Here is a 20658-nt window from a genome sequence, read left to right on the forward strand (position 1 = left end):
CGTTTGCAAGGCCGCGTGTCACCCAGGGTGCCCACGCGCCACCAACCGCAACATTAAAAAAGCAAAAAAGCGCGGTTGTCCCCGACCGGACACTGCCGATAAAACACCAGGAGTCCACCCATGAAAGGTTCCAAGCCGTTGTTGTTGGCCGCCATGCTGAGTCTTCCGATGCTGGCCAACGCTGCAGAGCCCGCTCAGTGCAGCACCGTCAACTTCTCCGATGTCGGCTGGACCGACATCACCGTTACCACCGCTACCACCAGCGTCGTGCTCGACGCCCTCGGCTACAAGACCAAGACCACCATGATCTCCGTACCAGTGACCTACAAATCCCTGGCCGACGGCAAGAACATGGACGTTTTCCTCGGCAACTGGATGCCGACCATGGAAAACGACATCAAGGCCTACCGCGAAGCCGGCACCGTGGAAACCGTGCGCGCCAACCTGGAGAACGCCAAGTACACCCTGGCCGTCCCCGAAGAGCTGTATGAAAAGGGTCTGAAGGATTTCGCCGACATCGCCAAGTTCAAGAAGGAACTGGACGGCAAGATCTACGGCATCGAACCGGGCAACGACGGCAACCGCTTGATCCAGAGCATGATCGACAAGAACGCCTTCGGTCTCAAGGACGCTGGCTTCAAGGTCGTCGAATCCAGCGAAGCCGGCATGCTGTCGCAGGTCGATCGCGCCCAGCGTCGTAACACCGCCGTGGTGTTCCTGGGCTGGGAACCGCACCCGATGAACACCCGCTTCAAGATGAAATACCTCACCGGTGGCGATGAATTCTTCGGTCCGAACTTCGGCCAGGCGACCATCTACACCAACACGCGCAAGGGCTACGCCCAGGAATGCGGCAACGTCGGCCAATTGCTGAAAAACCTGGTCTTCACCCTCGACATGGAAAGCACGCTGATGGGCAACGTGCTGGACGACAAGATGAAGCCTGAAGCCGCCGCCAAGGCCTGGCTGAAGAAAAACCCACAGGTGCTCGACACCTGGCTCGCCGGCGTCACCACCATCGACGGTAAACCTGGCCTGGAGGCCGTGAAAGCCAAGCTCGCGCAGTAAAAGCTTATGCCGGGCGAGTTCACTCGCCCGGGCTGTTTATTCCTTGCATGCGGAAGTTCACTACCATGCTTATTGATCAGAAAATACCCTTGGGCCAGTACATCGCGGGCTTTGTCGAATGGTTGACGCAAAACGGCGCCAACACTTTCGATGCCATCGCGATGTTTCTGGAAACGATGATTCACGGCGTGACGTTTGCGCTGACCTGGTTCAATCCCCTGGCCCTGATCGGCCTCATTGCCCTGCTGGCGCATTTCATCCAGCGCAAATGGGGCCTGACCGTTTTTGTCATCGCCTCGTTCCTGCTGATCCTCAACCTGGGTTACTGGCAGGAAACCATGGAAACCCTCGCCCAGGTGCTGTTCGCGACCCTGGTCTGCGTGCTGATCGGCGTGCCGCTGGGCATTGTTGCCGCGCACAAGCCGATGTTCTACACCATGATGCGTCCGGTGCTCGATCTGATGCAGACCGTACCGACCTTCGTCTACCTCATTCCTACCCTGACCCTCTTCGGTCTGGGTGTGGTCCCGGGCCTGATCTCCACGGTGGTGTTCGCGATTGCCGCGCCCATCCGCCTCACCTACCTGGGCATCCGCGACGTTCCCGACGAACTGATGGACGCCGGCAAAGCCTTCGGCTGCTCTCGTCGCCAACTCCTCTCACGCATTGAATTGCCCCATGCCATGCCGAGCATCGCCGCCGGTATCACCCAATGCATCATGCTGTCGCTGTCGATGGTGGTCATCGCGGCGCTGGTCGGTGCCGATGGCCTGGGCAAACCCGTGGTCAACGCACTGAACACCGCCGATATCGCCCTGGGCTTCGAAGCCGGCCTGGCGATCGTATTGCTGGCGATCATGCTCGACCGAATCTGCAAACAACCCGACGCCAAAGTAGGGGGTGACGCATGAGCATAATCCGCTTCGAAGAGGTCGACGTGATCTTCTCCAAAGATCCACGCGAAGCCCTCAAGCTGCTCGACAAGGGCATGACCCGCAACGAAATCCTGAAGCAGACCGGGCAGATCGTCGGCGTGGAAAAGGCCAGCCTGGATGTCGAAAAAGGCGAGATCTGCGTACTGATGGGCCTCTCCGGCTCCGGCAAGTCGAGCCTGCTGCGCTGCATCAACGGCTTGAACACAGTGAGTCGCGGCAAATTGTTCGTCGAACACGAAGGCCGCCAGATCGACATCGCCTCCTGCACCCCCGCCGAGTTGAAGATGATGCGCACCAAGCGCATCGCCATGGTCTTCCAGAAGTTCGCCCTGATGCCCTGGCTGACAGTGCGCGAGAACATCAGCTTCGGCCTGGAAATGCAGGGCCGCCCGGAAAAGGAACGCAAGAAGCTGGTGGATGAAAAGCTGGAGCTGGTGGGCCTGACCCAGTGGCGCAACAAGAAGCCCGACGAGCTGTCCGGCGGCATGCAACAACGGGTCGGCCTGGCCCGTGCCCTGGCGATGGACGCCGATATCCTGCTCATGGACGAACCCTTCTCGGCCCTCGACCCGCTGATCCGCCAAGGCCTGCAGGACGAACTGCTGGAGCTGCAGCGCAAGCTGAGCAAGACCATCGTATTCGTCAGCCATGACCTCGACGAGGCCCTGAAACTGGGCAGCCGCATCGCGATCATGAAAGACGGCCGCATCATCCAGTACAGCAAGCCGGAACAGATCGTGCTGAACCCGGCGGATGACTACGTGCGCACCTTCGTCGCTCACACCAACCCACTCAACGTGCTCTGCGGCCGCAGCCTGATGCGCACCCTGGACAACTGCAAACGCATCAACGGCTCGGTCTGCCTGGACCCGGGCGGCGATTCCTGGCTCGACCTGGCCGAAGGCAACACCATCAAGGGCGCCCGCCAGAACGGCGCCGCGCTGGACCTGCAGAACTGGGCACCGGGCCAGGCCGTCGAGGGTCTCGGCCGCCGTCCGACCCTGGTGGACTCCAGCATCGGCATGCGCGACGCCTTGCAGATCCGCTACCAGACCGGCAACAAGCTGGTGCTCCATGATAACCAGAAGGTCGTCGGGATCCTCGGTGACAGCGAGCTGTACCACGCGCTGCTCGGCAAGAACCTGGGCTGAGCCCGGGCACACAAAAACGCCGCGAGATGATCGCGGCGTTTTTGTTTGGACAAGTTTTGGAATGCTATCCCGTGGCGAGGGAGCTTGCTCCCGCTCGGCTGCGCAGCAGTCGCAATCCAGGTGACACTAACCTTCAGGTTCACCGTGTTGGCCGGTTTGGGGTCGCTTCGCAACCCAGCGGGAGCAAGCTCCCTCGCCACAAAAGCCCCTCTGGCACAAGAGCTGGGCCAGACAGAGGGTCAGCTAAAAACTTTACCCAACCCCGCCAACTCCGCCCGCTCCTGCTCAACCCGCACATCCTCGCGCATGGCCTTGTGCAGGCCGAACATGAAGAATACCAGCACCACCGAGAACGGCAGCCCGGCCAGCACGACCATGGTTTGCATCGCCTCGAAGTTACCGGCAAACAACAGGCCGATGGTCACGAGCGTGATCACCACCGACCAGAAGATCCGCAACCAGTGGGGAGCATCTTCATCGACATTGCCGCCCGTGCACGAGAGATTGGCCATCATCACCGCGCCGGAATCCGCCGGGGTCAGGAACAGCACAAAACCGACAAAGATCGACACGCCGATCACCACTTTCGACGCCGGGTAAAATTCCAACAGCTGATAGATCGACATCGACGGCTGCGTCAGTGCGGTCTTGCCCAGCTCCACCGCACCGTGGTTCATCACCAGATCCAGAGCCGAGTTACCGAAAATCGACAGCCAGGCCAAGGTAAAGCCCAGGGGAATCAGCAGCACACCGGCCACCAGCTCGCGCACGGTGCGGCCACGGGAAATCCGCGCGATGAACATGCCGACAAATGGCGCCCAGGAAATCCACCAGGCCCAGTAGAACAGCGTCCACAGGCCCATCCAGCGGCCCGACTTGGCGTTGTCGTCCGCATACACGTACAGATCGAACGTCTTGAGCACCACGCCGTTGAGGTAGTCGCCAATGTTCTGCACGAAGCCATTGAGCAAGTGCAGCGTGGGGCCGCACAGCAAGACGAAGATCAGCAAACCGCTGAACAGCACGATGTTCAGGTTGGACAGCCGGCGGATGCCGTTCTCCACGCCGGACACGGCGGCGATGGTCGCCACGCTGCTCATCACGATGATCACGATCAGCAGGTTGGTGTTGCTGTGCTCCATGCCGAACAGGTTTTCCAGCCCGGAGGCGACTTGCAGCGATCCGATCCCCAGGTTGGTCACCAGCCCCAGCAACGTAACGAACATGCCGAAGCCGTCCACCGCGTGACCGGCCGCGCCCTTGACCCAGCGTTCGCCCATCAGCGGATACAAGGCCGAACGCAGCGCCAGCGGCTGGTTGTGCCGGTAGGCGAAATAGGCCACGGCCAGGCCCACGAGGGCATAGATCGCCCAGCCGTGCAGGCCCCAATGCAAAAACGTCAGCTGCACCGCCTGGCGCGCAGCCTGGTTGCTACCGGCGACGCCTTCGGGCGGGTTGAAGAAATGGTCCAGTGGCTCGGATGCGCCAAAGTACAACAGCGAAATGCCGATGCCCGAGGAAAACAGCATCCCGGCCCAGGCGCCATAACTGAAATCCGGCGTGTCGTCCTTGCTGCCAAGCTTGAGCTTGCCGTAGGAGGAAAACGCCAGGCCGACCACAAACACCAGGTAAGCGGCGATGACCACCATGTAGTACCAGCCGAAGCTGCGCGATAGCCACGCCTGGGCAATGCCGAGCAACCGGCCGGCCTCCTGCGGGGCGATGATCAGGGTGGCCGTCAACAACAGAATCAACGCGGTGGAGGTGTAGAACACCCAACCGTTGACCGTCACCTTCTGCGGCGGGGTCTTTATTAGCAAGGCAGAACTCATTGCACGGATGCTCCAGGCAGTGCGAGAGAAGGACTAGGCAACGCAATACCCGTCCGATCGATGAGTTGGTAGCCGACCGGCGGGTGTTATAAAGACACCCTGGAAGCCCTGCCCCCGCAATGCGCGGGTGTGAGGGTCCTTGATGTCCGTTTATTTACGCCGTTTACGCGTAGGAAATTTCGTAAATCGCGACGATTTGTCGCAGAGCTTATTCTTTGTTGATTGAACGTTCAATCAAAACAAAATAGACTGGCCCTCATGAAGGCAGGCGAAGACTCGTCCGCCCGATGGCCTAAGGAGATGTGCAGATGCCCAAGGTCGGTATGCAACCCATCCGCCGCCAGCAGTTGATCGAAGCCACTTTGCAGGCTGTCGACCAGGTCGGAATGGGGGACGCCAGCATTGCGCTGATCGCCCGTTTGGCCGGTGTTTCGAACGGCATCATCAGTCACTACTTTCAGGACAAGAATGGCCTGATCGCGGCCACGGCCCAGTACCTGATGAGTGTCTTGAGCGAGAACGTCACCGCGCGGCGTCAAGCGCTGACGGATCCAAGCCCGCGAGCTCACCTGAAGGTGATCATCGAAGGCAATTTCGACGCCAGCCAGGTCAACGGGCCGGCAATGAAAACCTGGCTGGCCTTCTGGGCCACCAGCATGCATCACCCGTCATTGCACAGGTTGCAGCGGATCAACGATCACCGTCTGTATTCCAACCTGTGTTGCCAGTTCCGCCGCGTCTTGCCCGTTGACCAGGCACGCAGCGCGGCACGGGGCCTGGCCGCCCTGATTGACGGTTTGTGGCTGCGCGGGGCGCTGTCGGGAGACGCGTTCGATACCGCCCAGGCGCACCAGATCGCTTACGAATACATGGATTTCCAACTGGCCAAGGCAGGAGCGCCAGAGCACACAGAACCGCTCGACTCCTGAACCGTCACCGCAGCGCGTAGTCAGCTATAAACGACACGCTCGGTGGCCAGCCAACCACTCATGCACTTGCGAGGACTTTATGGCCCGTTTCGAACTGCAAAAACTCTACATCGATGGCGCGTACAGCGATGCCAGCGGCGACGCCACTTTCGAAGCCATCAACCCGGCCAACGGTGAAGTTCTCGCCCTGGTGCAGCGCGCGACGTTCGAGGACGTCGAGCGCGCCGTGGTCAGCGCCGAAAAGGGCCAGAAAGTCTGGGCCGCGATGACCGCCATGCAGCGCTCGCGCATCCTGCGCCGCGCCGTCGACATCCTGCGCGAACGCAACGATGAACTGGCCGCCCTGGAAACCCTGGACACCGGAAAATCCTTCTCCGAAACCAAATACGTCGACATCGTCACCGGCGCCGACGTGCTGGAATATTACGCGGGCCTGGTGCCCGCCATCGAAGGCGAGCAGGTTCCGCTGCGCAGCACTTCGTTCATCTATACCCGTCGCGAGCCCCTGGGCGTGGTCGCTGGTATCGGCGCGTGGAACTACCCGATCCAGATTGCCTTGTGGAAGTCCGCCCCGGCCCTGGCAGCCGGCAACGCGATGATCTTCAAGCCCAGCGAAGTGACCTCGCTGACCACCCTGAAACTGGCCGAGATATACACCGAGGCCGGTGTTCCAGCGGGCGTGTTCAACGTGCTGACCGGCAGTGGCCGTGAAGTCGGCACCTGGCTGACCGAGCACCCGCGCATCGAGAAAATCTCCTTCACCGGCGGCACCGACACCGGCAAGAAAGTCATGGCCAGCGCTTCGAGTTCTTCGCTCAAGGACGTGACCATGGAGCTGGGCGGTAAGTCGCCGCTGATCATCTTCGACGACGCCGACCTGGATCGCGCCGCCGACACCGCGATGATGGCCAACTTCTACAGCTCCGGCCAGGTCTGCACCAACGGCACCCGCGTGTTCGTGCCGAGCCATCTGAAGGCAGCGTTCGAAGCCAAGATCGCCGAACGCGTGGCGCGCATCCGCATCGGCAATCCGGAAGACGAAAACACCAATTTCGGTCCGCTGGTGAGCTTCGCCCACATGGAAAGCGTGCTGGGCTACATCGAGAAGGGCAAGGCCGAAGGCGCGCGCCTGTTGTGTGGCGGCGGTCGCCTGACCGAGGGTGAATTCGCCAAGGGCGCATTCGTCGCACCGACGGTGTTCACCGATTGCACCGATGACATGACCATCGTGCGTGAGGAAATCTTCGGTCCGGTGATGAGCATCCTCACTTACGACACCGAAGAAGAAGTGATCCGCCGCGCCAACGATACTGACTTCGGCCTGGCCGCCGGCGTCGTGACCCGCGACCTGAACCGCGCCCACCGCGTGATCCACCAGCTCGAAGCAGGCATCTGCTGGATCAACGCCTGGGGCGAGTCCGCGGCGGAAATGCCGGTCGGTGGCTACAAGCAATCGGGCGTGGGTCGGGAGAATGGCATCAGTTCGCTGACCAACTACACGCGCATCAAATCGGTACAGGTCGAAATGGGCGATTACGCCTCGGTGTTCTAAGCCGACGTTGCCTATGCGGCCGCCATCGCGAGCAAGCTCGCTCCCACAGGAGTTCCCATTCCAATGTGGGAGCGAGCTTGCTCGCGATCGAGTGCGAAGCACTCGCCAGGCCTGAACCCAATTCAAAAGAGGGTGCATTTCATGTCCCAAGAATTCGATTACATCATCATCGGTGCCGGCTCGGCCGGTAACACCCTGGCCACCCGCCTGACCGAAGACGAAGGCGTCACTGTCCTGCTGCTCGAAGCCGGCGGCCCGGACTATCGCCTGGACTTCCGCACGCAAATGCCCGCCGCCCTGGCGTTCCCGCTGCAAGGCCGACGCTACAACTGGGCCTATGAGACCGACCCGGAGCCGCACATGAACGGCCGCCGCATGGAATGCGGTCGCGGCAAGGGCCTGGGCGGATCTTCGCTGATCAACGGCATGTGCTACATCCGCGGCAATGCCCTGGACTATGACAACTGGGCCAAGCTGCCAGGCCTGGAAGACTGGACCTACCTCGACTGCCTGCCGTATTTCCGTAAAGCCGAAACCCGCGACATCGGCCCGAACGACTACCACGGCGGCGACGGTCCGGTCAGCGTGACCACGCCCAAGCCCGGCAACAACCCGCTGTTCCACGCCATGGTCGAAGCCGGCGTGCAGGCCGGTTACCCGCGTACCGAAGACCTCAACGGCTACCAGCAGGAAGGCTTCGGCCCGATGGACCGTACCGTGACGCCCAATGGCCGTCGCGCCAGTACCGCGCGCGGCTACCTGGACATCGCCAAGAAGCGCTCCACCCTGACCATCGTCACCCACGCGCTGACCGACAAGATCCTGTTCGAAGGCAAGCGTGCGGTCGGCGTGCGTTACCTGGTGGGCGCCGCCGAAGAGCGCGTCGAGGCCCGGGCCCGCAAGGAAGTGCTGCTGTGCTCCGGCGCCATCGCTTCGCCGCAGATCCTGCAACGCTCCGGCGTCGGTCCGGCAAAACTGCTCGAAAGCCTCGACATCCCGGTGGTCCACGACCTGCCGGGTGTTGGTGAAAACCTCCAGGACCACTTGGAGCTGTACCTGCAATACGCTTGCACCCAGCCAGTTTCGCTGTACCCGTCGCTGCTCTGGTACAACCAGCCGGCCATCGGTGCCGAGTGGCTGTTCAACGGCACCGGCATCGGCGCCAGCAACCAGTTCGAGGCCGGCGGTTTCATCCGCACCCGCCCGGACTTCGAGTGGCCGAACATCCAGTACCACTTCTTGCCGGTGGCGATCAATTACAACGGCAGTAATGGCGTGAAGGAGCACGGTTTCCAGGCGCACATGGGCTCCATGCGTTCGCCGAGCCGTGGCCGGATCCAGGCCAAGTCCAAGGACCCGCGCCAGCACCCGAGCATCCTTTTCAATTACATGGCCACCGAACAGGACTGGCAGGAATTTCGCGATGGCATCCGCCTGACGCGCGAGATCATGCAACAGCCGGCGCTCGACCCGTTCCGCGGCCGCGAGATCAGCCCGGGCATCGAGGTGCAGACCGACGAGCAACTGGACCAGTTCATCCGCGAGCACGCCGAAACCGCGTTCCACCCGTCCTGCTCGTGCAAGATGGGCACCGACGACATGGCGGTGGTCGATGGCGAAGGCCGTGTACATGGCATGCAAGGCCTGCGGGTAGTCGATGCCTCGATCATGCCGATCATCACCACCGGCAACCTGAACGCGCCGACCATCATGATGGCCGAGAAAATCGCCGACAGGATCCGCGGCCGCAAGCCCCTGCCGCGCAGTACCGCGCCGTACTACGTGGCCGGTGATGCGCCGGTGCGCGGCAAATCATTGCGTGAAGTGGCGACGGCTGCACAGTAAGACTCATAACCGCGGCGCGGCCTTCGTCGGATCGCCGCCCGGAGCAGGCTCGCTCCCACAAGGGTTCCGAGGTGGACACAGATTTTGTGACCGCTGAAGATCCCATTGTGGGAGCGAGCTTGCTCGCGATGGGGCCGGCCCATTCAACATCTTCGTTGACTGCCACACCGCCATCGCGAGCAAGCTCGCTCCCACATGGGCTCTGAGTGAACACTGATTTCGTGACCGCCAAATATCCATTGTGGGAGCGAGCCTGCTCCGGGCGGCGATCCGACGAAGGGGCCAGCCCATTCAGAATATTTCTCTGACTGCCACACCGCAAAATCCCCATCTGCCTTGATCCCTCCCCCACCCCAGGCCTACTCTAGAGCCGCCCGCGTCAACGCGCCGCACCTCGCTGCACCGCCACTCCAGACAAGGAGGTTTCATGTTCGATTTCCACCCCCAGCTCAAGCAGCGGTTTGCTGCATTGCGCACGGGCGCTGAATTCTTTTCCCTGCGTTACGTCCGAGAGTCCGGTCAGCATCTGTCGGTGCGCAAGAATGTCGCCGAGCCGCCCAGCCTGAGCCGCGACGAAGGTGCGATGCTCACTGTGCGGGTCAATGGCGTCGAAACCTATGCGGCCACCAACGATTTGTCCCAGGCCGGCCTGCAAGCGGCACTCGAACGCGCCGAGCAACAGGCCCGCCGGCTCAAGCCCCACGCCTTGCTCGACTTGCGCGAGCAGCCGGTCTCCAGCGACCGCGCCGATTATTTCTCACCGCATTTCGACCAGGCGTTCCCTCCACTGAGCGATTGCTACCAACTGCTCGGCGACGAATCGGCAGCGGTCCCTGCGGATGAACGGCTGGTGAACTGGCAGGCCAGTATCGGCCTGACCCAGGTCGAGCAGATCTACCTCAACAGCGCCGGTGCCGAACTGCGCCAGGCCCAGCGCTTCATCTACCCGGCCCTGGACGTCACCGCCTTCGACGGGCACGACAGCCAGACGCGCACCCTGGGCCGCGAGAACTTCGGTCAGCAGGGCGGCTTCGATGTGATCAACCGCTGCGGCCTGATCGGTGCCGGGCCGAAGATCGCCGACCAGGCCCTGCAATTGCTGATGGCGCCAAACACCCCGCAAGGCCCGCGCGACCTGCTGCTGATGCCCGACCAGATGATGCTGCAGATCCACGAATCCATCGGTCACCCGCTGGAACTGGACCGCATCCTCGGCGACGAGCGCAATTACGCCGGCACCAGTTTCGTCAAGACCAGCGATTTCGGACACCTGCAATACGGCTCCAACCTGCTGAACGTGACGTTCGACCCGGACATCCCGGAAGAACTGGCCAGCTACAGCCATGATGACGACGGCAGTGCTGCCAGCAAACAGTTCCTGATCCGCGAAGGCTTGCTGCTGCGTCCCCTGGGCGGTGCGCTGTCGCAGTTCCGTGCCGGCCTCGACGGGGTCGCCAACAGCCGCGCCTGCAGTTGGAATCGTCCGCCCATCGACCGCATGGCAAACCTGAACATCGAGCCCGGCGACCAATCCCTGGAGCAACTGATCCAAGGCATCGAGCACGGCGTGCTGATGCGCACCAACCGCTCCTGGTCCATCGATGACGCCCGTAACAAGTTCCAGTTTGGCTGCGAATGGGGCCAGTTGATCGAAGACGGCGAGCTCAAGGGCGTGGTGAAAAATCCCAACTACCGGGGCATTTCCGCGCAGTTCTGGAAAAGCTTGAGGGCCGTAGGCGACGCCAGCACTTCCCAGGTCCTCGGCACGCCGAATTGTGGCAAGGGTGAGCCGAACCAGGTCATCCGCGTCGGCCATGCTTCGCCGGCCTGCGTGTTCAGCAACGTTGACGTATTTGGGGGAGATGCCTGATGAGCACCGTCACAAATGAGGCCGGGGCGTTCAAGGCGTTGGTAGATTGGCTGCGCAATGCCTTGCGTGAGCCCGAACAGTTCACCCTCGGCTATGCCGCCGAGTCTTCGGCTTTCGTGCGCTTCAACCACGGCAAGGTTCGCCAGGCCGGGCAGGTCCAACAGGCCAATATCAACCTCAAACTGATCAACGACGGCCGCCATGCCGACTTGCAGATCACCTTGTCCGGCGACACCCAGACCGATCTGCAACGGCTGAGCGAAGGGTTGCAACAGTTGCGCGAGACGTTGCCGTTGCTGCCCGCCGATCCCTACCTGCTGCTCAACCACAACCACTGGCAGAGCAACAATGTGCAGGATCACCCATTGCCCGAGACGGAGCAGGCGGTCGGCGAAATCACCCGCGCCGCAGAAGGCCTGGACCTGGTGGGGTTCTATGCGGCCGGGCCGATCAGCCGGGGCTTCGCCAGTTCCTCGGGTGCCTTCGGCTGGCATCAGGCCAACAGTTTCAATTTCGACTTCAGCTTGTTCCATGAGAACGGCCAGGCCGTGAAAGCCAGTTATGCAGGCCACGCCTGGAGCAGCGAAGGGTTCGCCGAACGTTTCGAACAGGCCCGCGAACAGCTGCAATTTCTCGGCCGACCACTGCGCACGCTGCCGCCCGGTGAATACCGCGCCTACCTGGCGCCCGCCGCGCTGGAAGAAATCATGGGCATGCTCAGTTGGGGCGGGTTCTCGGCCCGTGCAATCGCCAGCAAGCAAAGCCCGCTGCAGAAGTTCTACGCCGGCGAAGCCCACTTCAGCCCCAACGTCTGGTTGACGGAGCAGGTCAGCGGCTCCCTGAGCCCGGCATTTTCCGACGAAGGTTATCCTCGCGATGACCTGGGGCTCATCGCCAAGGGCACGGCCAACGCACGGCTGGTCAGTTCCCGCAGCGCCGCCGAATACGGTCTTACCGCCAACGGCGCCAGCAGCTATGAATACCCTACCGCGCTGGAGATGAAAGAGGGTCATCTGGCGCTAAGGCACGTTCTCGAAGAACTCGGCACCGGCTTGTACATCAGCAACCTCTGGTACCTGAACTACTCGGACCAACCGGCGGCACGCCTGACCGGCATGACCCGTTTCGCCACGTTCTGGGTCGAGGATGGCCAGATCCAGGCGCCGGTGAGCACCATGCGTTTCGACGACAGCGTCTACAGCCTGCTCGGCTCGCAACTCGAAGGCCTGACCCGGGAGCGGGAACTTCTGCTTTCGGCCAGTACCTACAGCCAGCGGGCCACGGCTTCGATGCTGCTGCCGGGGGCGTTGGTGAAGAGGCTCACGCTGACGCTATAACTCGTAGTTCCCCGTGGCGAGGGAGCTTGCTCCCGCTCGGCTGCGAAGCAGTCGCAGCCCAGGCGGCGCGATATTTCAGGCACACCGTGTTCACCGGCTTGGGGGTGCTCCGCACCCCAGCGGGAGCAAGCTCCCTCGCCACAGAAGCGTTTTCGCCACAGGAAATTGTTCACTTTTTCACACAAGAGGTCCCATGCCCAACCGCGCCCCGCTCGACGCCGTCACCGCCCGCTGGCTTCCGTGGGTCGTGGCAATCGCTTTCTTCATGCAGTCCCTGGACGGGACCATCCTCAACACCGCCCTGCCTGCCATGGCCAGCGACCTGGCGGAGAACCCGCTGCGCATGCAAGGCGTGATCATCGCCTACATGCTCACGGTGGCCCTGCTGATCCCGGCCTCGGGCTGGATCGCCGACCGCTTTGGCACCAAGAAGATTTTTTTCGGCGCGATCCTGCTGTTCAGCTTCGGCTCGTTGCTGTGCGCCTTGTCCAATTCGTTGAGCATGCTGATCGGCGCCCGGGTCGTCCAGGGCCTGGGTGGCGCGCTGATGCTGCCGGTGGGCAGGCTGGTAGTTCTACGGGCGTACCCGCGTTCGGAGCTGGTGCGGATCATGGGTTTCATCACCATCCCCGGCCTGCTCGGCCCGCTGATCGGCCCGACCATGGGTGGCTGGATGGTTGAGTACCTGACGTGGCACTGGATTTTCATCATCAACCTGCCGGTGGGGGTAATCGGCTGCTATGCCGTCTGGAAATTCATTCCGGACCTGCGCGGCAGCGAGCGCACGCGGTTCGATGGGCTGGGGTTCCTGCTGTTTGGCGCCGCTATGGTATTGATCACCATCGCCATGGAAGGCCTGGGTGAACTGCATCTTCCGCACCTGCGCGTGATGTTGCTGCTGTTCGGCGGCATGGCCTGCCTCGCGGCCTATTGGCTACGGGCCGGGCACGTCGAGAATGCGCTGTTCCCGCCGTCACTGTTCAAGACCCGGACGTTTGCCGTCGGCATCCTCGGCAACCTGTTCGCACGCCTGGGCAGCGGCGCGTTGCCGTTCCTGGTGCCGTTGCTGCTGCAAGTGGCGCTGGGCTATTCGCCTTCCCAGGCTGGCATGAGCATGCTGCCCCTGGCGGCGGCGGCGATGGTCGCCAAATCGGTCGCCCGGCCGTTGATCGAACGCTTCGGCTATCGCATCGTCCTTACCGCCAACACCCTGGCCCTGGGCGTGATGCTGGCGAGCATGGGCCTGGTCAGCGAGCAGACCCCGTACTGGCTGCTGCTGGCGCATCTGGCGGTGCTGGGGGCGATCAATTCGCTGCAATTCACCGCGATGAACACCGTGACCCTGATCGACCTGGACGACGCCAGCGCCAGCAGCGGCAACAGCTTGCTGTCGGTGGTCGCGCAACTGTCCCTGAGCCTCGGCGTGGCCTGCGCCGGCGCCCTCCTCGGCGGCTTTACCGCCCAGGTCGGCAATGATGGCGTGGACACGGTGCTGGGCGCGTTCCAGTTGACCTTCGTGACCGTGGGTATCATGGCGATGCTGGCGGCGACGATTTTTTCCCAGTTGTCCAAGCAGGACGGACGTCGGGTGAAGCGGCCGGATGAGCATATCGAGCACTAATGTGGCGATAGGGCTGTTGTGGCGAGGGAGCTTGCTCCCGCTCGGCTGCGCAGCAGACGCAATCCAGACGACGCGATACTTCAGGCGCACCGTGTTGGCCGGTTTTGGGGGCGCTTCGCACCCCAGCGGGAGCAAGCTCCCTCGCCACAGGGGAATCTTCCCGCTTCGGAGCTGCGCCACAGCTCGTCCAGAACTTTCGAAGAAAGTGGCACGAGGCTGCTACACTGCGCGACATTTTGTTTTGCAGGCCAGTCCCGTGACCACCATTGCCACCGCTTTTAATACTTTGCCGCTGTCCGCCGCCATGCTGGCTAACCTCGAATCACTCGGTTATGCCCAGATGACGCCGATCCAGGCGCAAAGCTTGCCGGTGATCCTCAAGGGCATGGACCTGATCGCACAGGCCAAGACCGGCAGCGGCAAGACCGCGGCCTTTGGCATCGGCCTGCTGAACCCGATCAACCCGCGCTTCTTTGGCTGTCAGGCCTTGGTGATGTGCCCGACCCGTGAGCTGGCCGACCAGGTCGCCAAGGAAATCCGCCGGCTGGCCCGCGCCGAAGACAACATCAAGGTCCTGACCCTGTGCGGCGGCGTGTCCTTCGGCCCGCAGATCGCCTCCCTCGAACACGGCGCCCACATCATCGTCGGCACGCCGGGGCGCATCCAGCAGCACCTGCGCAAGGGTTCGCTGGTGCTCGACGGCCTCAACACGCTGATCCTCGACGAAGCCGACCGCATGCTCGACATGGGTTTCTACGACGCCATCGAAGAGATCATCCAGCAGACCCCGGAACGCCGCCAGACGCTGCTGTTCTCGGCCACTTACCCGGTGGGCATCAAGCAACTGTCGTCCAAGTTCATGCGTAACCCGCAGCAGGTCAAGGCCGAGGCGCTGCACTCCGACTCACAGATCGAGCAGCGCTTCTACGAGATCTCCCCCGAGGAGCGCATGGACGCGGTGGTCAAGGTGCTGGCGCATTTCCGCCCGGCCTCCTGCGTGGCGTTCTGCTTCACCAAGCAGCAGGTCCAGGAAACCGTCGATCACCTGACGTCCAAGGGCATCTCAGCCGTCGGCCTGCACGGTGACCTGGAGCAGCGCGACCGCGACCAGGTCCTGGCGATGTTCGCCAACCGCAGCACCTCGGTATTGGTCGCCACCGACGTGGCGGCCCGTGGCCTGGATATCGATGCGCTGGACATGGTGATCAACGTCGAGCTGGCCCGGGACTCGGAGATTCATATCCACCGCGTCGGCCGCACCGGGCGCGCCGGGGAGAAAGGCATCGCCATCAGCCTGGTGGCGCCGTCCGAAGCCCATCGCGCCCAGGCCATCGAGCAACTGCAGAAGTCGCCGTTGAGCTGGGACCAGTTGGACAACCTCAAGCCCCAGGGCGGCGGCCCGCTGCTGCCGGCCATGAGCACGCTGTGCATCGGTGCCGGACGCAAGGACAAGGTGCGCCCCGGCGACATCCTCGGCGCCCTGACCGGCGAGGCCGGCATCCCTGGCGCGCAGGTGGGCAAGATCGCGATTTTCGATTTCCAGGCCTATGTGGCAGTGGAGCGCGGTATCGCCAAACAGGCCTTGCAGCGCCTGAACGATGGCAAGATCAAGGGACGCTCGTTGCGGGTGCGGATCCTCTGATTGCCGTTCATTCACCCTGTGGCGGGGGAGCTTGCTCCCGCTCGGCTGCGCAGCAGTCGTAATCCAGGCGATGCGATCTTCCAGATGCACCGTGTCGTCAGTTCGGGGGCTGCTCGCAGCCCAGCGGGAGCAAGCTCCCTCGCCACAAAAGCTCCATACTCATCTGAATGTGAGGACACCGTTTTGCGCTCTACCGAAGTCGTGATCATTGGCGCTGGCGCCGCGGGGTTGATGTGCGCGCTGACCGCCGCCGGGCGCGGGCGGCAGGTGATGTTGCTGGACCACGCCAACAAGGCCGGCAAGAAAATCCTCATGTCGGGCGGTGGACGCTGCAACTTCACCAACATGTACACCGAACCGGGCAACTTCCTCTCGCAAAACCCGCACTTCTGCAAGTCGGCCCTGGCTCGCTATACCCAATGGGATTTCATCGCGCTGGTGGCCAAGCACGGCGTGCCCTATCACGAGAAAAAACTCGGCCAGTTGTTCTGCGATAACAAATCCAGCGACATCCTCGGCCTGCTGCTGGACGAGTGTGATCAGGCCGGCGTCGACCTGCACCTGGACACCTCGATCGAGCAGATCGAGAAGACCGCCGACGGCTACCTGCTGCAAACCACCCTCGGGCCCATCGCTTGCCAATCCCTGGTGATCGCCACGGGCGGGCTGTCGATCCCGACCCTGGGCGCGACTGGCTTCGGCTATCAGGTGGCCAGGCAATTCGGCCACCAGCTGCTGCCGACCCGGGCTGGACTGGTGCCGTTCACCATCACCGATCAGTTGAAGAGCCTGTGCATCGAACTGTCGGGCACGTCGGTGGACTGTCTGGTGAGCTGCAACGAGCAGAGTTTTCGCGAGAACATCCTGTTCACCCATCGCGGTTTGAGCGGTCCGGCGATCTTGCAGATCTCGTCGTTCTGGGAGCCGGGCGACACGGTGCAGATCAACCTGCTGCCCGACCACGACGTGCCGCAGTGGCTGCAACAGCAACAGGCCGAACGCCCGAACAGCGAACTCAAGACCCTGTTGGGCGAGTTGTTCACCAAGAAAATGGCCAACCTGCTGGCCGACACCTGGTTCGTCTCCAAGCCGATGAAGCAATACACTCACGCGGAACTCGCGGACATCGCCGAGAAGCTGGCGAGCTGGAACATCGTCCCCGCCGGCACCGAAGGCTACCGCACCGCCGAAGTGACCCTGGGCGGCGTCGACACTCGGGAAGTTTCTTCCAAGACCATGGAGTCGCTGAAGAGCCCGGGGCTGTATTTCATTGGCGAAGTGCTCGACGTCACCGGTCACCTGGGCGGCTTCAACTTCCAATGGGCCTGGGCTTCGGGGTATGCGGCGGCGCAGTACGTCTGATTCCACTCTGGGTCGAGCCCGCTTTTGTGGCGAGGGAGCTTGCTCCCGCTCGACTGCGCAGCAGTCGCAAAACAGCCATCGCACTCGGTCTGAATTAATGCAACGCTTGGGGAAGGGGCCGCTTCGCAGCCCAGCGGGAGCAAGCTCCCTCGCCACAGGGGGTGTTCTTCGCATGCCGGAACACTTTTTGCTGCCGGATGTGATCGTCGCCATTGCATCGGCGTCATTACTGCCTCAATTTAGCGTCATTGCCCGTCAGGCCCGTGCACTTCATGTCATCGACCTCGTTCAGCCAGTCTCTGCGTCGCCTTTGGGCGTTGGATAAATTCAGCTATAGCGTGCGGGTGTTCATCGCCCTGACCGGCAGCATGGTGCTTTGTTGGTACTTGAATCAGATGGCGCTGCTGATTCCGCTGTTCCTCGGCATCATCGCCAGCGCATTGGCCGAGACCGACGACAGCTGGCAAGGCCGTCTCAACGCGCTGGCCGTGACGCTGGTGTGCTTCAGCGTTGCCGCGCTGTCGGTGGAGTTGCTGTTTCCCTACCCCGTCCTGTTCATCGTCGCCCTGGCCCTGGCGGCCTTCGGCCTGACCATGCTCGGCGCCCTGGGCGAGCGCTATGGCGCGATTGCCTCGGCTACCCTGATTCTTTCGGTCTACACCATGATCGGCGTGGACCAGCGCGGCGGCGCGGTCACGGACTTCTGGCATGAACCGGTGTTGCTGGTAGCCGGCGCCGCCTGGTATGGGCTGCTCTCGGTGTTGTGGCACGCGCTGTTTTCCAACCAGCCGGTGCAGCAGAGCCTGGCGCGGCTGTTCCGCGAACTGGGGCGCTACCTGAAACTCAAGTCGTCGCTGCTGGAGCCGATCCGTCAGCTGGACATCGAGGCCCGGCGCCTGGAGCTGGCCCAGCAGAATGGCCGGGTGGTGGCCGCGCTCAACAGCGCGAAGGAAATCATCCTGCACCGCGTCGGCAATGGCCGGCCGGGCTCGAAAGTCAGCCGCTACCTGAAGCTGTACTTCCTTGCCCAGGACATCCATGAACGCGCCAGTTCCTCGCACTATCCCTATAACGCCCTAACCGAAGCGTTCTTCCACAGCGACGTACTGTTCCGCTGCCAGCGCCTGCTGCGCCAGCAAGGCAAGGCTTGCCTGGCACTGGCCGAGTCCATCCAGTTGCGCCAGCCGTTCGTCTACGACGACAGCTTCGCCGAGGCCCTGAACGATTTGCATGCGTCCCTGGAGCACCTGCGCATCCAGAGCAACCCGGCCTGGCGCGGCCTGTTGCGCTCGCTGCGGGCGTTGTCGGTCAACCTCGGCACGATGGACCGCCTGCTCAGCGACGCGAGCAACCCCGACGCCCTCGCCGACGCCACTGACAGCAGCCTGCTGGACCGCTCGCCACGCAACCTCAAGGACGTCTGGGTCCGCCTGCGCACGCAACTCACGCCGACGTCGCTGCTGTTCCGTCATGCCCTACGCCTGCCCCTGGCGCTGAGCGTGGGCTACGCGATGGTGCACCTGATCCACCCCTCCCAGGGCTACTGGATCATCCTCACCACACTGTTCGTCTGCCAGCCCAACTACGGCGCCACCCGGCGCAAGCTCGGCCAGCGGATCATCGGCACCGCCATCGGCCTGACGGTCGCCTGGGCGCTGTTCGACCTGTTCCCCACCCCGCTGGTGCAGTCATGCTTCGCCATTGCCGCCGGGGTGGTGTTCTTTACCAACCGCACCACCCGCTACACCCTGGCGACTGCCGCGATCACCGTCATGGTGCTGTTCTGCTTCAATCAGGTCGGCGACGGCTACGGGCTGCTGCTGCCCCGGCTGTTCGATACCTTGCTCGGCAGCCTGATCGCCGGGCTGGCGGTGTTCCTGTTCCTGCCAGACTGGCAGGGCCGGCGACTGAACAAGGTGCTGGCCAACACGCTGACCTGCAACAGCATCTACCTGCGCCAGATCATGCAGCAATACGCCGCGGGCAAAAGTGACGACCTGGCCTATCGCCTGGCCCGGCGCAACGCCCATAACGCCGACGCGGCGCTGTCCACGACACTGGCGAACATGCTGATGGAGCCGGGCCATTTCCGTAAGGAGGCCGACGTGGGGTTCCGCTTCCTGGTGCTGTCCCACACCCTGCTCAGTTACTTGTCGGGGCTCGGGGCCCACCGGGGCACCGAACTGCCGACTGAGGTGCGCGAGCAACTGATCGACGGCGCTGGAGCAAGGCTGGCGACCAGCATCGATGAAATTGCCCAAGGCCTGGCGAGCAAACAGCCGATCGCGATCCAGAGCGACGACGAAGAAGACCTCGCCAGTGCGCTTGAGCTGATGCCCGATGAAATCGACGAAGGCCAGCGGCTGGTGCAGACGCAACTGGCGTTGATCTGCCGGCAATTGGGGCCGTTGCGGACGCTGGCGGCGCACCTGATCAAGGACACCAGTGAGGCTTGAGTGCTGTGGTGTTCATGCGGGCCTCATCGCGAGCAAGCTCGCTCCCACATTGAAATGCGTACCCTGTGGGAGCGAGCTTGCTCGCGAAGGGGCCAGCCCAGGCACCTTACATCCCATGCGCCTTCAATAACTTCTGATAACTCCCATCCGCCTTCATCGCCGCGATCTCCCGATCAAACCCGGCGACGATCTGCTCATGCTCGGGATTCTTCAGGCTGACCAGGATATGCAGGCTGTTTTCACTCAACGGCTTGGGTAGAAATTCCACGGCATTGCGCACCTTGGCGGATTCGCGGGCCAGGTAATAACGGGCGACGTATTCGTCTTCCAGCGTCAGCTTCACCCGGTCGGCGGCGAGCATGCGCACGGCCATCGCAAAATTATGCACAGGGATTTTCTGCATCTTCTCGTCCTCATCGAACGCCTTGGAATAGGCGTAGCCACGAACCACGGCGATGGGATAGGCATACAACTGCTGCAGGTTGTCGAAGTCGATGGGCGAGTCCTTGCGCTTGATAAACCGCACGCGGTTGAGCAGGTACTCGGCCGAGAACTGGCCCACATGGGTGCGTTCCTCGGCGTACCAGGCATTGATCAGCACGTCATACCGCCCTTCGCTGATCCCCAGCATCGCCCGGGCCCAGGGCACCTGCTCGAAATCACTGGCATAACCGGCACGCGCCAGGGCGGTGGTGACGATATCGGTCGCAAGGCCGCCATTGACCAGCGTCGAGTCGGTAAAGGGTGGCCAGGCATCGGCGACCAGACGCAGTTTCTGCGCACAGGCGTTGTGGCTCAGCAACAGCAACCCGACCAAAGCAAGAGCTCGATGCAATCGCGGCATGCCTGACTTCCTTGACGGGTTCAAAGCCCGGTTTGTTTTTAGCCGAAACCCAAGGGACTCCCCAAGGCATCCGGGTCCTGACGTTAGCTCATCGAAACCGCTGCGCAGCGCTGGATTGAAGATTACATAAAGAAGGCAGTACCGCGACAAATCGATGATGGCATTTTGGTCTTTATCACAGATTTTTCGACCGATTGAAAAGAGACTTCCGACG

Annotated in this window: 14 protein-coding genes; 12 read left to right on the plus strand and 2 right to left on the minus strand. The window is 62.4% G+C overall.

Going from position 1 to position 20658, the window contains the following annotated elements:
* Nucleotides 1-120 precede the first annotated feature (120 nt).
* The 3 genes from J3P91_RS25415 (at nt 121) to choV (ending at nt 3154) form a co-directional block, all read left to right on the plus strand.
* The gene (locus J3P91_RS25415) at nt 121-1068 is read left to right on the plus strand and encodes a choline ABC transporter substrate-binding protein (protein WP_305498281.1); all 948 of its coding nucleotides are present in this window, start codon (nt 121-123) and stop codon (nt 1066-1068) included.
* Nucleotides 1069-1133: 65 nt separating this feature from the next.
* Nucleotides 1134-1979 carry a choline ABC transporter permease subunit gene (gene choW / locus J3P91_RS25420; RefSeq protein WP_305498280.1) on the plus strand — a complete coding sequence of 282 codons (846 nt, stop codon included), beginning with the start codon at nt 1134-1136 and terminating at the stop codon, nt 1977-1979.
* Entirely contained in the window at nt 1976-3154 is a 1179-nt protein-coding gene (gene choV, locus J3P91_RS25425) for a choline ABC transporter ATP-binding protein (protein WP_434602082.1), read from the plus strand. Before choW ends, choV begins: the two co-directional genes overlap by 4 nt.
* A 239-nt stretch (nt 3155-3393) precedes the next feature.
* Here the strand turns inward: choV and J3P91_RS25430 are convergent, their stop codons facing one another.
* Entirely contained in the window at nt 3394-4929 is a 1536-nt protein-coding gene (locus J3P91_RS25430) for a BCCT family transporter (RefSeq protein WP_434605225.1), read from the minus strand.
* A 365-nt stretch (nt 4930-5294) separates the two neighbouring features.
* Between J3P91_RS25430 and betI the strand changes: the two genes are divergently transcribed.
* From betI to yccS, 9 genes are all read left to right on the plus strand, one after another.
* Entirely contained in the window at nt 5295-5915 is a 621-nt protein-coding gene (betI, locus tag J3P91_RS25435) for a transcriptional regulator BetI (RefSeq protein WP_305498277.1), read from the plus strand.
* 79 nt (nt 5916-5994) lie between these two features.
* Nucleotides 5995-7467, plus strand: a complete 1473-nt coding sequence (betB, locus tag J3P91_RS25440; RefSeq protein WP_434602083.1) for a betaine-aldehyde dehydrogenase — start codon at nt 5995-5997, stop codon at nt 7465-7467.
* A gap of 141 nt (nt 7468-7608) precedes the next feature.
* Nucleotides 7609-9312 (plus strand): choline dehydrogenase, encoded by a 1704-nt coding sequence (gene betA, locus J3P91_RS25445; protein WP_434602084.1) that lies wholly within the window; start codon nt 7609-7611, stop codon nt 9310-9312.
* 427 nt (nt 9313-9739) lie between these two features.
* Entirely contained in the window at nt 9740-11182 is a 1443-nt protein-coding gene (locus J3P91_RS25450) for a TldD/PmbA family protein (protein ID WP_434602085.1), read from the plus strand.
* Nucleotides 11182-12519 (plus strand): TldD/PmbA family protein, encoded by a 1338-nt coding sequence (locus tag J3P91_RS25455; protein WP_434602086.1) that lies wholly within the window; start codon nt 11182-11184, stop codon nt 12517-12519. Before J3P91_RS25450 ends, J3P91_RS25455 begins: the two co-directional genes overlap by 1 nt.
* Before the next feature lie 193 nt (nt 12520-12712).
* Nucleotides 12713-14140 carry a multidrug transporter subunit MdtD gene (gene mdtD / locus J3P91_RS25460; RefSeq protein ID WP_434602087.1) on the plus strand — a complete coding sequence of 476 codons (1428 nt, stop codon included), beginning with the start codon at nt 12713-12715 and terminating at the stop codon, nt 14138-14140.
* A 304-nt stretch (nt 14141-14444) separates the two neighbouring features.
* On the plus strand, nt 14445-15782 hold the full coding sequence (gene dbpA, locus J3P91_RS25465; protein WP_434605227.1) for an ATP-dependent RNA helicase DbpA: 1338 nt from the start codon (nt 14445-14447) through the stop codon (nt 15780-15782).
* A gap of 183 nt (nt 15783-15965) precedes the next feature.
* Nucleotides 15966-17144, plus strand: coding sequence for an NAD(P)/FAD-dependent oxidoreductase (locus J3P91_RS25470; RefSeq protein WP_434602088.1), 1179 nt, complete (start codon nt 15966-15968; stop codon nt 17142-17144).
* Nucleotides 17145-17416: 272 nt separating this feature from the next.
* The gene (gene yccS, locus J3P91_RS25475) at nt 17417-19600 is read left to right on the plus strand and encodes a YccS family putative transporter (RefSeq protein WP_434602089.1); all 2184 of its coding nucleotides are present in this window, start codon (nt 17417-17419) and stop codon (nt 19598-19600) included.
* Between the two features lie 106 nt (nt 19601-19706).
* Here the strand turns inward: yccS and J3P91_RS25480 are convergent, their stop codons facing one another.
* Nucleotides 19707-20444: a substrate-binding periplasmic protein gene (locus tag J3P91_RS25480; RefSeq protein WP_434571263.1), complete on the minus strand. Its 738-nt coding sequence runs from the start codon at nt 20442-20444 to the stop codon at nt 19707-19709.
* Nucleotides 20445-20658: the final 214 nt, after the last annotated feature.

This window comes from Pseudomonas sp. Z4-7 (assembly GCF_051131965.1).
GTDB lineage: Bacteria > Pseudomonadota > Gammaproteobacteria > Pseudomonadales > Pseudomonadaceae > Aquipseudomonas.